Origin of the sequence: Sphingosinicella sp. (assembly GCF_041916975.1) — a bacterium.
Taxonomy (GTDB): Bacteria; Pseudomonadota; Alphaproteobacteria; order Sphingomonadales; family Sphingomonadaceae; genus Sphingosinicella.
Genome location: NZ_JAYRYK010000001.1, coordinates 3,767,216 through 3,781,850, shown reverse-complemented (window position 1 = coordinate 3,781,850; position 14,635 = coordinate 3,767,216). Strand labels below are relative to the sequence as shown.

Below are 14,635 nucleotides of genomic sequence, written 5' to 3'. Positions count from 1 at the left end.
GTATGAGCAGGCGGTGGCGCGGTGCGTTTCAAACGCATCGCGCCATAGCCTTTTCAAACACGCAAAAGGCGCATGATGACGAAAAGCATTGCTGCGGCCCCGCTGAAGGTCGGAATCGTTGGGCTGGGCGTGATCGGCAAGATCGTTGCTTCCGCTCTCGATGAAGGCATCCCCGGCCTGTCGCTCGCAGCCATATCGGTGCGCGACGCAGCGAAAGCTGCCGCGAGTCTCGGCACGCTCCGAACACCGGTTCCGCTGCTTTCAATCGGCGAACTGGTCGGCGCGGCAGACATTGTTTTCGATTGCGCCGTGGCGGCCGCGCATATCGACATCGCGCACCCCGCCATCGCTGCAGGCAAGACCTTCCTCACGATGAACTCGGGCGCCCTGCTGCATCATCCCGAGCTGTTCGATCTTGCCGAAAAAACCGGCGCACGTATCGTCGTACCCTCGGGCGGCATCGTCGGTTTCGATGGCATTCGCGCCCTCGCGCGCGCGGGTTTCGATGCGGTGACGCTGGTTTCGCGCAAACCTCCCGAAAGCCTGATCGGCGCGCCGCACATCGTGCGCGAAGGCTTCGATCTTTCCGGGCTCGACGCGCCAATGCTGGTGTTCGAAGGCAGCGCCGCCGAAGCCGCGCGCGCCTTCCCCGCCAACGCCAACGTTGCCGCAACGCTCAGCCTCGCGACGCTCGGCCCCGATAGAACGCGCGTCGAGATGTGGGCCGATCCCGCGGTCGACTGCATCTATCAGGAAATCCTCGTCAAATCGCCCGCGGCCGAGCTGCGCATCGAAGTGAAGAGCTACAAGATGCCCGGTAACCCGCGCACCGGCACGCTCACGCCGCTGTCCGCGATCGCGGCGCTGCGTTCGCTCGTCCCGGCGACGCGGATCGGGGGCTAGAAGCGCGTTGACTCATTTATGCATACTGTATACACAAGACGGGATAGCGGATTCAGGGAGAGACGATATGACCGAACTTCTCAGCAAGGAGGCCTTCAAGGCCGCGATCAAGGAGGCCATGCAGGGCCGCGCCGCCAAGGACGCGTCGTTCAGCCTCGCGTGGATGAATGGTGAGCTGACCCGCGAGCATTTCTGCCGCTGGGCAGAAAACCACTTCTACTATGTCGGCCCCTTCGCAGACTATCTCGCCTACATCTATGCGAACGCGCCCGAGCACGCGATGGATGCCAAGGATTTCCTCCTCCAGAACATGTACGAGGAAGAACTCGCGGACATCCGTCACACCGATCTGCTGATCCGCTTCGCCGAGGCCTGCGGCACCACCGCCGAGCGCGTGATGGACCCGACCAACGTGAACCCGGTTACGCGCGGCTTCCAGGGCTGGTGCTATGCAACCGCCATGCGCCGCAACTGGGTCGTCGCCAGCGCCGCGCTGATCGTCGGCCTCGAATCGCAGGTGCCGGATATCTACCGCCGCCAGTATCCGGTGCTGATCGAGAAGTACGGCTTCACGGAGGACGAAGCCGAATTCTTCGAACTCCACATCTCGTCGGACGAGGTGCACGGCGCACGCGGTTACGAGATCGTGCTCAAGTACGCCGACACGCCCGCGCTGCAGCAGGAGTGCCTCGAGGCTGTGCGCGATGCCGCCGACATGCGCTTCTCCTACACCAAGGCGCTTTACGACTATTACGTGCAGGGCAGCAGCAAAACAGCGCCGCAGGCCGTCGCGGCCTAAGCAGCGCGTCGTTGAAGGGGGCAAGGCCGGGCAGGTTTCCTCCCGGCCTCGAGGGGAACGTGCGGGATCATGGCTGAGTGGGTGGAGGCCGTCGAACTCGACGTGCTCCGGAAGAAGAAGAAGGTGCTTGCGAACGTCGGCGGCGAAGATGTCGTCGTCTATCTGTTCGAAGGCGAGCCCCGCGCCATGGCGGATATCTGCGTCCACAAGCAGAAGCGGCTCTTCAAGGGCCTGATCTTCCAGGGCAAGCTCATCTGCCCCGGCCACCAGTGGGCCTTCGACGTCAACACCGGCTGGGAAGAGCAGATGGGCCGCTGTCAGCCCGTCTACGACACGCGCGTCACGAACGGCATGGTCGAGATCTTCGCCGAGCCGCGCGTCATCGCGAGCTCCGTTGCCGTTGCAAACTGAATCCAAAACCGGAGACCAAGGCCCGATGCGGCAATTCGTTCTGATCGGCGGCGGCCACACGTCCGCCTCCGCCGCCCGCGCACTTCGCAAGCAGGGCTTCGACGGCAAGATCGTGATCGTCGGCGATGAAGTCCATGCGCCTTACCAGCGTCCGCCGCTGTCCAAGGACTATCTCTCCGGCAGCGCCGCCGACGACGAGATCTGGTCCGTGTCGCCGGATTGGTACGCCGAAAACAATGTCGAACTTAGACTCGGCGTTCCCGCCAGGCGCATCGACGTCGAAACGCTCGGCGTGGAGCTTGCCGACGGCAGCACGCTCGCCGCCGACGCCGTGCTGATCGCCACCGGAGTCTCGCCGCGCCGCCTGCCCGGCGTCACCTCGTCCGCCGTCCATTATCTGAAGACGCTCGATGACGCGCAGGCGATCAAGGCGAAGCTCCGCGAAGGCCTGCGCGTCGTCATTGTCGGCGCCGGTTTCATCGGCCTCGAAATCGCCGCCGCCGCACGCACCGCAGGCGCGGACGTCACCGTCCTCGAAGCCGCAGCAACGCCGCTCGAACACATCCTCGGCAAGGACATCGGCGACATCGTCGCGCGCATCCACAAGGATCAGGGTGTCGATATCCGCTGCGGCGTGATGGTGGACGCTATCGAAGACACCGCAACCGGCTTCGTCGTGCGCACGAAGGACGGCACGACACTCGAAGGCGACATAGTCGTCGTCGGCATCGGCGTCACCCCCAACGACCAGATCGCCCGAGCCTCCGAAATCACCGTCGGCAACGGCATCCGCGTCGATGAATTCTGCCGCACGTCGGCGGTCGGCGTCTATGCGGCGGGCGACATCGCCAATCACGCGCACCCGGTCGCGGGCCGCGTCCGTGTCGAGCATTTCGACAACGCCACGCGCCAGGCACAGGCCGCCGCCGCCAACATGCTCGGCATCCGCACGGAATACACCGACGTGCACTGGTTCTGGTCCGATCAATACGATCACAACCTCCAGTTCGCAGGGCACGCCGCGAAGTGGGACGAGATCGTCTTCCGCGGCGATGTCGAAGGCCGCGACTTCAGCGCCTTCTATTTGAAGGACGGCCACGTGGTCGCCGTCTTCGGGCTCGACCGCGGCGGCGACGTGATGCACGCAAAGACGCTGATCGCCGACAAGCGCGGTATAGACCCCGCCCTCCTCGCCGACGACGACACCGAGATGACCGAGATCATTTTCGGCAAGGAAGAGCCGGACGAAGATGACACCTCCCCCGCCGAAGCCTCACCGGACGATTTCCAGCGCGTCGCCCGTAGCGGGCAGGTGACCGAAGGCATGGTGCGCCGCTTTTCGGTGGAAGGCACCGAGATCGCCGTCGCGCGCGCCAGCGGCAAGGTGTACGCTCTGCACAATCTCTGCACCCACCTCGCCTGCCACCTCGCGTCCGGCAAGGTGGAGGGCAAGGGGCTCACCTGCCTGTGCCACGGATCGATCTTCGAGCTGGAGACGGGCGTGCCGATCAATCCGCCGGCGACCCGGCCGGTCCGCACCTATCCCACGCTGGAGAAGGACGGGCAGATTTACGTCAAGGTTTCGTAGGTTACCGAACAAAAAAATAGCGAGCATACAAACCAACCCGAGAGAGGGCCGGACCTGCGGAGGGCCGGAAAAAGGGGGCGGTGGTGTTGAGTATGGGCATGACGCCTGCGCACTGGACATTCGTTCTGGTGGTCGTTGCAATCATTCTGGCCATGGCGTTTCGCCGCGGCGTGATCATCCTGTCGATCCTCGGCATCGTGGCGCTGGGCTTCCAGTCCGTGAACGCCGGAACCGGTGCGGTGGATCGCACGATCTTTGCCGTGCAGAGCGTGTTCAAGGCGATGCTGATGTCGGGCACGCAGCTCTTCGACATCGTGCTGCTGATCGCGCTGATGCTCGCCATGCTGCGTTCGCTGCAGGCGCAGGGTGTCGACGAGATGATGGTCGCGCCGCTGCGCAAGTTCATGGTCGGGCCGTGGTCGGCGTTCTTCGTGATCGGCGCGGCCATGTACATCGCGTCGGTGTTCTTCTGGCCCTCGCCCGCCGTGGCGCTGATCGGCACGGTGCTGATCCCCGTCGCTGCCCGTGTCGGCCTCCCCGCGATGGGCGCCGCGGTCGCCATGAACATCGCCGGGCACGGCATGGCGCTTTCCGCCGATCCCGTGATCCAGGCCGCGACCCGCATCAGCGCCAGCGCCGCGAATCTGCCGTCGAGCGCGGTGATGCCCTACACGTCGCTGTTCTCCACGATCCTCGGCGTCGTCGCGTTCGCGGTGGCCGCGCTGCTCCTGCACCGGGATATGCGCAAAGGCCGCCTCGAGGAGGGCCCGGCGATCTCGATCTCGGTCAGCGTCGTCGTCACCGCAGGCGCCCCGCCCGTGCCCGGCCGGTTCAGCCGCCTGCTCGCTTTCTGCGTGCCGCTCGTGCTGCTCGGCGTCGGCGCGCTGATGATCTACCGGGCCGTGTTCACGCCCGACAAGGCGATCTACGGCAGCGATGCGACCGCGCTTCTCGGCGGCACCGCCGTCGGCCTTCTCATCCTTGCGAGCCTCGCGCATGAAGGCCACCGTGCTCTCGAAGGCATCGTCATCCACCTGACGGAGGGCTTCCTCTTCGCCATCCGCATCTTCGCGCCCGTTATCCCCATCGTCGCCTTCTTCCTGCTCGGCGATCCAAAGCACGCGATCACCGTGCTTGGCGACGGCACGCCCGGTTATCTGATGGATGTCGGTCGCATCGTCGGCGAAAGCATAGAGGGCAACACCACCCTGCTCGCCTTCGGCATCCTCCTCATCGGGATGCTGTCCGGCGTGGAAGGATCGGGCTTTTCGGGCCTGCCGCTCACCGGCGCGCTCAGCGCCGCGCTCGCGGGCGTATCGCCCGAAAACGTCGCGATCCTCGCGGGTGCCGGGCAGATCGCGAGCGTCTGGGTCGGCGGCGGCACCATCATCCCGTGGTCGGGTGTCTGCGCCGTCGCGGGCATCGCCGGCGTCTCGCCGGAGGAGCTTGCCCGCCGCAATCTCATCCCCGTGTTCCTCGGCCTGCTCACCGTCGGCATCGTCGCCGCGCTGATGCTGGAATAGGATAGCGGAAATGGCAAAAGGCGACGATGGATCGAGCGCAGCCAGTACCGTCCGCTGGCGTGAAACAGGCGCCGAAGCGATCATGGCGGAGCAGTGCCAGGCGCGCGGCGAATGGGGCATCGTCGCAGCCGCCGCGCCGACCGCCGCCCTCATCGGTGCCGAAACATTGCGCGCGGGCGGCAACGCCTATGATGCCGTGGTCGCTGCCGCGCTCGCCGAAACCGTGCTGCTGCCTCCGAAATGCGGGCTCGGCGGAGACCTGATCGCGCTCGCATGGGCGCCGGAGCAGAGCGCGCCCGAAGCGCTCCTCGCCATCGGCGGCGCACCCGCCGGGCTCGCCGATGTCGCGGCGCGCGGCGCAATGGAAGAAACCGGCCCCACATCGATCGGCGTGCCCGCCGCGCCCATGGGCTATCTCGCGCTCGCGGCGCGCGGGCGCCTGCCGCTGGGCGACCTCGCCGCCCCCGCGATCGATCTCGCGCGGCGCGGCTTTGCCTGGTCACGCATCTGCTCGGTGCTGTCGGAAGAGGCCCGCGCGCTCGTCGCGTCCATGAACCCGGCGGGCACCGTCTATTATCCGGGCGGCAAGGTGATCCCACCGGGAACGACGATGCGCCTGCCCGGCATGGCGCGTATGATCGGCGAACTCGTCGAACGGCGCGAAGGCTTCTTCGGCGGTCCGGTTGGAAACGCCGTCGTCGCACGCATTGCCGAGGCAGGCGGCATCGTGACCGCCGCCGACCTGATGAGCGCGAGCGCGGATTGGGCAGACGCCGCGCAGGCAAAGCTTTGCGGACACGACCTGTTCGTTACCCCGCTCCCCACGCACGGCGCGTCGCTCGCCGATGCCGTGGCCGGGCTCGATGCGGAGACGGCCGCATCGCAGCCCGAAGTCTACCGCCACGCCGTCGCGGCGATCGCGAAGCGGCGGCGCGAACTCTCCGGCCTGTCGGGCACGTCGATGGTCTCCGCCGTGGACGCGGACGGCACGATGGTCACCGTGATCCATTCGAATTCCTACCCGCGCTTCGGCAGCGGCATCATCGTCGGCGATTTCGATCTGATCCTCGCCAACCGCGCCGGGCGCGGTTTCAACAGCACGCCGGGTCACCCGAATTTCCCGGAAGCCGGACGCCGCCCGGCGACAACGCTGCACGCGTGGGCGGTCGGGAAGGCAGACGGCACCCGCTTCCTCGGCGCCACCCCCGGCGGCGCCAACCAGATGCCGTGGAACGCGCAGACGCTCGCACGCATCGGTGCAGGCGAAACCCATGTCGGCCGCCTGATTGCCGCGCCGCGCTGGGAATGGAAACCGGGCGATGACTCCGTGATCGTCGAGGAGGGTTTCGACGCGCAAACCCTCACGAATTTCGCCGCCGCCGCGCCCGCCGTTCAGACCGTGGATCGCTGGGCGACACGATCGGCCATGCAGATCCTCCGCCGCTCGCCGGATGAGGGTACAGCCGCGGCAGCAGACCCACGCACCGTCGGTGCCTGCGTCGCGCTTTAGGGCTTTTTCGATTCAACCTGAAACGGAACAGCGCTAACCGAGGCAAAGCCCCCCATCGACGTGGATACACTGCCCTGTGATCTGCCGGGCGTCCGCGCCGAGCAGGAACGCCACGAGCGCAGCCACGTCGTCCGGTTCCGCGATGCGCCGCGTCGGCGTTCTGGCCGCCATCGCCTCCATCGCTTCGGCGGACATGGCGCGATGCCCGGTCGCATCCTTGCGCGTGTAGCCGGGAACGACACAGTTCACCGTAACGCCCTCCGGCCCGAGTTCGACGGCGAGCGCTTTCGCCATCGCTTCGATCCCCGCCTTGGCAGCGGCCGTCACCGGGAACAATTCGCCTTCCGCGAAGCGATGCGCCACGAACGAACTGATCGCCACGATGCGCCCCGCGCCTCCGCGCGCGAGCGGTTCGGCGGCGGCGGTCGCCAGCGCGAAGAAGGCTTCGGTCATACCGCGCAGCGACCGGCTCAGCGTTTCGGGCGCCGCCTGCCGAAGCGGCGTCCGATCCGCGAAACCTGCATTGGCGACGAGCGCGTCCAGCCTGCCGAAACGGGCAAGCGCGACATCCACCACAGTCTGCGCCGCACCCGGCGTGTCGAAATCCGCGAACACGGTTTCAACGGGCGTGCCCCCGCTCCGCAGTGTCTCCGCCAGGTCATTCAACGCACGGATTTTCGCTTCCGTGCGCCCGCTTGCGTGCAGCAGCAGGCGCGTTCCCGTTCCCGCGATCCGGCGCGCGGTCGCTGCGCCGATGCCGCTCGCCGCGCCGGTGATCAGCGTAACGCAGGCGTCCGTCACAGGATGCTCACCATCGCCCGGGCGATCAGCACCAGTGCCGAAGCGCCGGAAAGCACGAGAACGAAACGCCGGACGGCATCGTTCGAAACGTGCCGGACAACGAGGTTCGAAAGCGCGAAACCCACCAGCATCACCGGCACATATGCCGCCGTCGCCGTCAGCTGCTTCATGCCGAACTTGCCGATCACGATCAGCACGAGCAGCGAGAACATCGAACTCAGCAGGAAGAAGGCCGAAAGCGTCGCCCGGATCACCGGCCCGCCCGATTTCTGATAGACGAGCGCGATCGTCGGTGAACCGGCGGACGTCAGCGTGCCCATGATCCCGGAGGTGAACCCTGCGAACACGAGATTGCGCGGCGTGCGCTCGATACGCCCGCCGAACACGCTCAGCAGCACGGCGCCGAGGATGAGGACGCCGAACACCAGCTCATAGGCGGAGAGCGGCAACAGGCTGTAGATCGCGCCCGCGACCACCGAGCCGACGACGCGGCCGGAAAAGGAAATCGCAAGGCCGGGCCGGTCGATCGAGCCGAACTCGCGCCAGATCATCACCGACGAGAGAATGACGGTAAGGACCAGAACCGGCCCCGGCCCGAGGTTCGGATCGATGATGATGAGCGCAGGCGCGGAAACGAGGCCAAGCCCCATCCCGCTCGATCCCTGCACGACAGCGCCCACGAGCACGGCGAACGCCGCAAGCGTGAGGAGCGTCCAGTCGACAGGCGGAAGGCTGGCGGCAATGCCGCTCAGCATGGCGAACGCAGCCGGGTGTTACGCGCCGAGATAGACCGCCTTGGTGAGCGTGTAGAAGTCCATGACGCCATGCCCGGCCTGTTCCTTGTACGTCTGGTTGCTCGAATGCTTGATGCCGCCGAAGGGCGCCGTGCCGGCGACGCCGCCCGTGGCGCTGTTCACCTTGATGATGCCCGCCTCGATATCCTTCGCGTACGAGAGGATCGAGGAGAGATCGCGCGTAACGATCGATGCGGCAAGGCCGTATTCCACGTCGTTCGCAAGCGCGACCGCTTCGGCGTAGTTCGCCGCCCGGTGGAAGGCGAGCACGGGGCCGAAGATTTCCTCGCGCGCCAGCCGCGAAGACGGCGGCACGTCCACGAACACCGTCGGCGGAATGAAGAACCCGCCCTTCGTCTCATCGAGATCAGGAAGATCGTCCGGCCCGGCGAGCATTTTCAGCCCTTCCGCCTTGCCGACCGCGATCATATCGCGCACCTTGTCGTACTGCGCGCGCGTGGCCACCGGCCCCATCGTCGTCGCGGCATCGAGCCCGCTGCCGAGCACGAACCCCTTCGCCGCCGCGACCACCTTCTCGACGATCGCATCATAGATGTCGCCCACGATGATCGCGCGACTGGTTGCAGTGCACGCCTGCCCCGTCAGCGAGAAGGCGCCCTGCACGATGATCTTCGCGGCCTTGTCCGCGTCCGCGTCGGCAAGCACGATGCACGGATTCTTGCCGCCCATTTCGAGCTGCAGGCGTTTGTCCGGGCCGGCGGCACGGTGGATGGCGCAGCCGGTCGCATAGGAGCCGGTGAAGGTGACGGCCCGCACGGAAGGCGCTTCGACAAGCGCGTTTCCAAGTTCGGGGCCGTGGCCTTGTACCAGTGCTATGGTTCCGGCTGGCACACCGGCTTCAAGCAGGATCTCGACCATACGCTGACCCGAGAGGGGCGAGATTTCCGAAGGCTTGAACAGCACGCCATTGCCGGTCGCGAGCGCCGGCCCGATCTTGCGTGACGGGAGCGACACCGGGAAGTTCCACGGCGTGATGACGAGCACGATGCCCACCGGCTCCCGCACAGAATATACCATGCTGTCCGCGACCGGGAACGTCTCCCCGCGCGTGCGCAGCGCCTCGCCCGCGTAGAGGCGGAAGTTCGCCGCCACGCGCTTCCATTCGGTCGCGGCGGACGCGAGCGTCTTGCCCTCCTCGCGGGTCAGTTCCCGCGCCAGATCGTCGACACGCGTCAGGATGATGTCGGCGGCGCGGTTCAGAACCTCGACGCGCACTTCCGGGTTCGTCGCGGCCCACGCGCGCCAGCCCTTCTGCAGCCCGGCGACCGCTGCGGCGGCATCGGCGGGCGACGATTTCGGAAACAGCCCGACGAGATCGCTGCCGTCCGCCGGGTTGCGCCGCTCGAACGTCGCGCCGTCAGCGGCGGCAACCCATGCGCCGCCGATGAAATTCAGAAAAGCACTCATGCCTTCTTCGCCTGCTCCGGAATGGTCACGACGCCGCCGCCTGTTTGGCGCATGTGCTCCGCGAACGCCTCGATCGCCGTTTCGCACACCGCGATGTCCTGCTCGCCATTGCCGCCCGAAACGCCGATGCCGCCGACGACCTTGCCGTCCACGTAGATTGGGTAGCCGCCCACGAACACGGTGATGCGGCCGCCGTGCTGCGTGAAGATGCCCCACGCCTCCTCGCCCGGGTAGGTGTTCGTGAACGTATGCGTCACGCGGCGGTGCGCGGCGGCGGTGAACGCCTTGTTCTCGGCGATCTGCACGCTCGTCACCTTGCCCTTGTCTAGCCGGCGCAGCGCGATCGGATAGCCCGCGTCATCCGCGATGCAGATGACGTGAATCCCCCCCAGTTCCTCGGATTTCTTCTGCGCAGCATCGAGCAGCAGCTCGGCTTCGGCCAGGCTCAGCACGTTCTTGGTGATCACGATTTTCCCCTGAATCGGACAACGGACAGTGAAAGCATACTGTATACACGAACCGCGGGTGTCAAGCACCCGCACCGTATCAGTCGACCGTATCAGCGATCAGGCGTCCGCAGCTTCCCGCGCGGCAATGTCAACAAGAAGCGCATCACCAATGCCCTTCACATGCGCCGTCGCCAACGTCGCCGCCTTCTGCTCGTCGCCCGCGATCACGGCCTTCAGCACGTTCGCGTGCTCCATCCACGATTCGAGCGCACGCTCGTAAGATTTGGCGGAAAACAGCCAGTACGTCCGATCGCGCAGCGTCCGCACGAACTCCGCGAGGTAACGATTGCGCCCCGCATCCGCGAGCTCCAGGTGGAAGCGATTGTTGAGCACACGCAACTCATCAAGGTTCTGCGTTTCATGCGCCGCATTGCCCGCATCAAGCAGCGCGCTCAGCTTCGCCTTCAGCGCCGCATCGCAGTGCCTTGCCGCGTTGCGCGCACCGAGCCCTTCCAGCTCGGCCCGCAGCTCGATCGTTTCCGCAACCTCCTCGTAGCTCATCATCTGCACCCGCGCGCCCTTGCGGCGGTTGATCTCGATGAGCCCCTCGTGGGAGAGGATGTGCAGCGCTTCACGGATCGGATTGCGCGAGACGCCGAACATTTCGGCGAGCTGCGGCTCCGGAAGACGGTCACCCGGCTTGAACTGGCCGGAAAGGATCGCCTCGCGAAGCGCATCGGCCACCACGTCGTTGAGAGAACGATGGCGGCTCCCGATTCCTTTCCACTCGCCCTTCATTGCAGCGGTCGGCGCTTCCACGACTGTTCCTTCCCAGGCACTTGAATGCAATTGACTGTATGGAGTCTGCACTAGACCCATAGCCGCGCAAGAGTAAAGCACGTGCCTGCCACGCGCCCACCTGCGTTCAATAGCGTTCTGTTTTACCGCAAGTCCGGAAGGGCTGCCTCGGCCCGGTAAGCCCCCTGTATAAACAGCTGTTTCTTCTACGTTTCCTTTACACGCTCAAGCGATCTCGACGTGCACACGCACACGTTCGCGAAGCACGGTTTTCAGCACTTTTCCGGTTGCCGAATGCGGCAACTCTTCGGGCGTTCGTCCCATTTAGGATGCGGGATGCCCACAACAGCGGCCTCCGCCACGCCTTCGCAGCCCAACGCAGCATGTTCGAGTTGAACGGAGCTGATCCACTCGCCCCCGGATTTGATCACGTCCTTGGCGCGGTCCGTGATCTGCATGTAGCCGAGCGGGTCGATCGTCGCGATGTCGCCGGTATCGAAAAAACCATCGCCATCGAGCGCGGCCACCTCATGTCCGTTGTAGCGCTCGACGATGCATGGCCCCCTCACCATCAAGCGGCCAGAGCTGGCGCCGTCACGAGGCAAGGCCTCCCCCTCCTCGACAATCAGGTCTCACGGCGCGAACCCTCGCCGGCTTGCAAAACTTTCGCCCGCAGCGGCTCTCCCTTGCTCCGTTCGCCGCAGCAGAAGCTGCGGCGAAGCGCGGGAACACGCCGTGCTCTCCGCGCGTTTGATTGACCAACCGCACCATGAACATGATTCGGCATTCGCAAGACCCGTTTGCGGCGAGGAGATACAGCTATGACGGAATACACCGATGCGATCGCCCTTCTGAAGGCGGACCATCGCAAGGTCGAAGCATTGTTCGAAGCCTTCGAAAAAGCGCGCGACAGCAAACGCAAGCGCGAGATCGTTCAGGAAATCTGTACCGAGCTCAAAGTGCACACGATGATCGAGGAAGAGATTTTCTATCCCGCGCTGCGTGGCAAGATAGAGGATGACATGCTCGATGAAGGCTACGTTGAGCATGATGGCGCGAAGGTGCTCGTGAACGAACTTCAGAACGCGTTCCCGGATGAGCAGTTTTACGATGCGAAGGTCACCGTGCTCTCCGAGGAGATCAAACACCACGTTGCCGAGGAAGAGCGTCCTTCGGAAGGGATGTTTGCGCAGGCACGCAAAACCGACGTCGACCTCGTCGCACTGCGCGATGAGATGCTCGCGCGCAAACAAGCGCTGATGGCCAAGGCCGCCGACAAACCGCTCCCCAAGGCCAAGCCCAATACGCTGAAGCTGGTCGCAGCATGAGGGACGAGCGCGGTGCGGCGGAGGCCCTGTTTCCGCCCACACTTCGCCACATCGCGCTCATCGGCAACAGCGAACCGCGGCGGTGCGGCATCGCCACGTTCACCACCGATTGCCGAAATGCGCTGAAAGCCGTGCTCCCGGAGCTTCGGGTCGATCTTTACGCCATGACAGATAAGGCCGGCGAGAGCTATGCCGACGATGTCCGCCTTCTGGATGATCAGGATCTGTCCGCCTATTCCGAGACCGCACGGGTCATAGAGGAAAGCGGTGCTCAGGCGATCTGGCTGCAGCACGAATTCGGCATTTTCGGCGGGAGCTGCGGGGATTTCATTCTGCACCTGCTCGCACGCACCAATCTGCCGCTCCTCACTACGCTGCATACCGTGCTCGAACATCCCGATGCGGACCAACGCCGCGTAATGAACGCGGTGCTCGCCCGCAGCAGCCGCATCATGGTGATGGCGGAACGTGGGCGCAGCATCCTCTCCGAATGCTATGGCATGGCATCCGGGCGGATCAGCGTTATCCCGCACGGCGTTCCCGACCGCGCCTGTGTCGACCCAGACACTGTGAAACCCCTCTTCGGCTGGGAAACGCGCAAGGTCATCCTGACCTTCGGGCTGCTTGCCCCGGACAAGGGCATCGATACCATGATCCGCGCGATGCCGTCGGTCACGGCGCAACATCCGGATGCGCTTTATGTCGTTCTTGGCGCCACGCACCCCAACTTGCTGCGGACCGAAGGTGAGACGTACCGGCAACGGCTGACAGCGCTCGGCCACGAGCTTGGCGTGGATCAGCACATTGCCTTCATCGACCGGTTCGTACCACGCGACGAACTTCTCGATTACCTGCAAGCTGCGGATATCTATGTTACGCCCTATGTAAATCCCGCGCAGATTACCTCGGGCACGCTCAGCTATGCAGTGGGTCTCGGTAAGCCGGTCGTATCAACGCCCTACCTTCATGCAACCGAGATCCTCGATGCCGATCACGGCATCCTCGTTCCGTTCCGCAGCAGCGACGCTATGGCAAAAGCCATATCCGGGTTGTTTTCGAACACGCGCACCCGCCTCGCCTACAGCGCGCGCGCCTATGCGCGAGGCCGTTCGATGCTCTGGTCGGAACTGGCCCGCAGCGCACATGCGCTCCTCGTCGCAGCAGAGGCGGAAAGGCCCGCCCGACTCTCGCCCCGGCCCGCCCAAACCATCCTGCCGCCGGATGCGAGCGCCGTGTTGCGCATGAGCGATGCCACCGGGCTTCTCCAGCACGGCGCCTTCGCCGTAGCGGATCGCAACCACGGCTATTGCACGGACGACAACGCCCGCGCGCTCATCCTGATGCACCGCCTGCCTTCGCTTGACGACGCTGTGCGCGATCGCTGGACTGCGGTCTACGCGGCTTTCCTTCAGCACGCGTGGAACCCTGAACGCCGCCGGTTTCGGAATTTCATGACCTATGACCGCAGGTGGTGCGAAGAGGAAGGTTCCGAAGACTCTTGCGGCCGCGCACTGTGGGCGCTCGGCGTTACGGCGCGCGAGGCGCCTATGAGTAAACACCGGGAATGGGGCCTGCGCCTTTTCGAAACAGCAGCCCGCGACATCACACTCGATGCACCGCGCGCCATGGCCTTCACGATGCTGGGCGCGGCGGCCGTGCTCGATGCGGTGCCGCATCATGTCATGGCCCGCGAACTTATCGAACGATCCGGCGATCAGCTGCTGGCAATCCTCGCTACCGCGCGCCGTCCCGATTGGGCATGGTTCGAGGCGATGCTGGCTTACGACAATGCACGGCTTCCAGAGGCGCTTCTGGCGGCCGGACAACGGCTGCAGAATCCCACGTTCATCGAAACAGGCCTTGCGACGCTGCGCTGGATCATGGAGCGACAGACCGCGCCGGGGGGCCATTTCCGCGCAGTCGGCACGGAGAGTTTCGGACGCCTCTACAAGCACCCCCTGCCGTTCGATCAGCAACCGCTCGAGGCGCATGCCACGCTTGAAGCGTGCCTCGCAGCTTTCGAGGTGGCACCCGACATGCACTGGGTCGAGATGGGGCGAAGCTGCTACCAGTGGTTCCTCGGCCATAACGATCACGGCACCCCGCTCGCCACGCGCGGTGACGGCGGGTGTTTCGACGGGCTGACCCCGGTCGGCGTCAACCTCAATCAGGGCGCGGAGTCGCTGCTTGCGCTGCAATTGTCCTCCTGCGCCATGATCAGGCTTTCGAAACTGGCCGAATCGGTGGCACAACAGCGCCCGGCGGAGAAGCTCTCCGCCTAAGCCGGAGAGACGGGGCCGATC

14 protein-coding genes are annotated in these 14,635 nt (G+C 65.2%); 8 read left to right on the top strand and 6 right to left on the bottom strand.

The window, feature by feature from the left end; translation table 11 throughout:
• The first annotated feature begins 75 nt into the window (after nucleotides 1-75).
• The 6 genes from ACE3TJ_RS17705 (at nucleotide 76) to ACE3TJ_RS17680 (ending at nucleotide 6,734) form a co-directional block, all read left to right on the top strand.
• On the top strand, nucleotides 76-903 hold the full coding sequence (locus ACE3TJ_RS17705; protein ID WP_374598558.1) for an aspartate dehydrogenase: 828 nt from the start codon (nucleotides 76-78) through the stop codon (nucleotides 901-903).
• 67 nt (nucleotides 904-970) lie between these two features.
• Nucleotides 971-1,702: a TenA family transcriptional regulator gene (locus ACE3TJ_RS17700; RefSeq protein WP_374598556.1), complete on the top strand. Its 732-nt coding sequence runs from the start codon at nucleotides 971-973 to the stop codon at nucleotides 1,700-1,702.
• A gap of 69 nt (nucleotides 1,703-1,771) precedes the next feature.
• Entirely contained in the window at nucleotides 1,772-2,113 is a 342-nt protein-coding gene (locus tag ACE3TJ_RS17695) for a Rieske (2Fe-2S) protein (protein ID WP_374598554.1), read from the top strand.
• Between the two features lie 25 nt (nucleotides 2,114-2,138).
• Nucleotides 2,139-3,701 (top strand): FAD-dependent oxidoreductase, encoded by a 1,563-nt coding sequence (locus tag ACE3TJ_RS17690; protein WP_374598552.1) that lies wholly within the window; start codon nucleotides 2,139-2,141, stop codon nucleotides 3,699-3,701.
• Nucleotides 3,702-3,784: 83 nt separating this feature from the next.
• Nucleotides 3,785-5,224 carry a hypothetical protein gene (locus ACE3TJ_RS17685; protein WP_374598550.1) on the top strand — a complete coding sequence of 480 codons (1,440 nt, stop codon included), beginning with the start codon at nucleotides 3,785-3,787 and terminating at the stop codon, nucleotides 5,222-5,224.
• A gap of 10 nt (nucleotides 5,225-5,234) precedes the next feature.
• Nucleotides 5,235-6,734, top strand: coding sequence for a gamma-glutamyltransferase (locus tag ACE3TJ_RS17680; RefSeq protein WP_374598548.1), 1,500 nt, complete (start codon nucleotides 5,235-5,237; stop codon nucleotides 6,732-6,734).
• Nucleotides 6,735-6,767: 33 nt separating this feature from the next.
• Here ACE3TJ_RS17680 and ACE3TJ_RS17675 read toward each other — a convergent pair whose 3' ends face one another.
• From ACE3TJ_RS17675 to ACE3TJ_RS17650, 6 genes are all read right to left on the bottom strand, one after another.
• Nucleotides 6,768-7,535, bottom strand: coding sequence for an SDR family NAD(P)-dependent oxidoreductase (locus ACE3TJ_RS17675; protein ID WP_374598546.1), 768 nt, complete (start codon nucleotides 7,533-7,535; stop codon nucleotides 6,768-6,770).
• Complete coding sequence (locus ACE3TJ_RS17670) at nucleotides 7,532-8,290, bottom strand: TSUP family transporter (protein WP_374598544.1); 759 nt, start codon at nucleotides 8,288-8,290, stop codon at nucleotides 7,532-7,534. The genes ACE3TJ_RS17675 and ACE3TJ_RS17670 overlap by 4 nt, the downstream gene beginning before the upstream one ends.
• Nucleotides 8,291-8,308: 18 nt before the next feature.
• Nucleotides 8,309-9,757: an aldehyde dehydrogenase gene (locus tag ACE3TJ_RS17665; protein ID WP_374598542.1), complete on the bottom strand. Its 1,449-nt coding sequence runs from the start codon at nucleotides 9,755-9,757 to the stop codon at nucleotides 8,309-8,311.
• A complete protein-coding gene (locus tag ACE3TJ_RS17660) occupies nucleotides 9,754-10,224 on the bottom strand; it encodes a heme-binding protein (RefSeq protein ID WP_374598540.1) in 471 nt (156 codons plus the stop codon). The genes ACE3TJ_RS17665 and ACE3TJ_RS17660 overlap by 4 nt, the downstream gene beginning before the upstream one ends.
• A 99-nt stretch (nucleotides 10,225-10,323) precedes the next feature.
• Nucleotides 10,324-11,025: a GntR family transcriptional regulator gene (locus ACE3TJ_RS17655; protein ID WP_374598538.1), complete on the bottom strand. Its 702-nt coding sequence runs from the start codon at nucleotides 11,023-11,025 to the stop codon at nucleotides 10,324-10,326.
• A 251-nt stretch (nucleotides 11,026-11,276) separates the two neighbouring features.
• A complete protein-coding gene (locus ACE3TJ_RS17650) occupies nucleotides 11,277-11,531 on the bottom strand; it encodes a hypothetical protein (RefSeq protein WP_374598536.1) in 255 nt (84 codons plus the stop codon).
• Nucleotides 11,532-11,825: 294 nt separating this feature from the next.
• On the opposite strand from ACE3TJ_RS17650, the gene ACE3TJ_RS17645 reads away from it, so the two are divergent.
• Nucleotides 11,826-12,332 (top strand): hemerythrin domain-containing protein, encoded by a 507-nt coding sequence (locus tag ACE3TJ_RS17645; protein WP_374598534.1) that lies wholly within the window; start codon nucleotides 11,826-11,828, stop codon nucleotides 12,330-12,332.
• Nucleotides 12,329-14,614, top strand: coding sequence for a glycosyltransferase (locus ACE3TJ_RS17640; protein ID WP_374598533.1), 2,286 nt, complete (start codon nucleotides 12,329-12,331; stop codon nucleotides 14,612-14,614). Before ACE3TJ_RS17645 ends, ACE3TJ_RS17640 begins: the two co-directional genes overlap by 4 nt.
• Nucleotides 14,615-14,635: the final 21 nt, after the last annotated feature.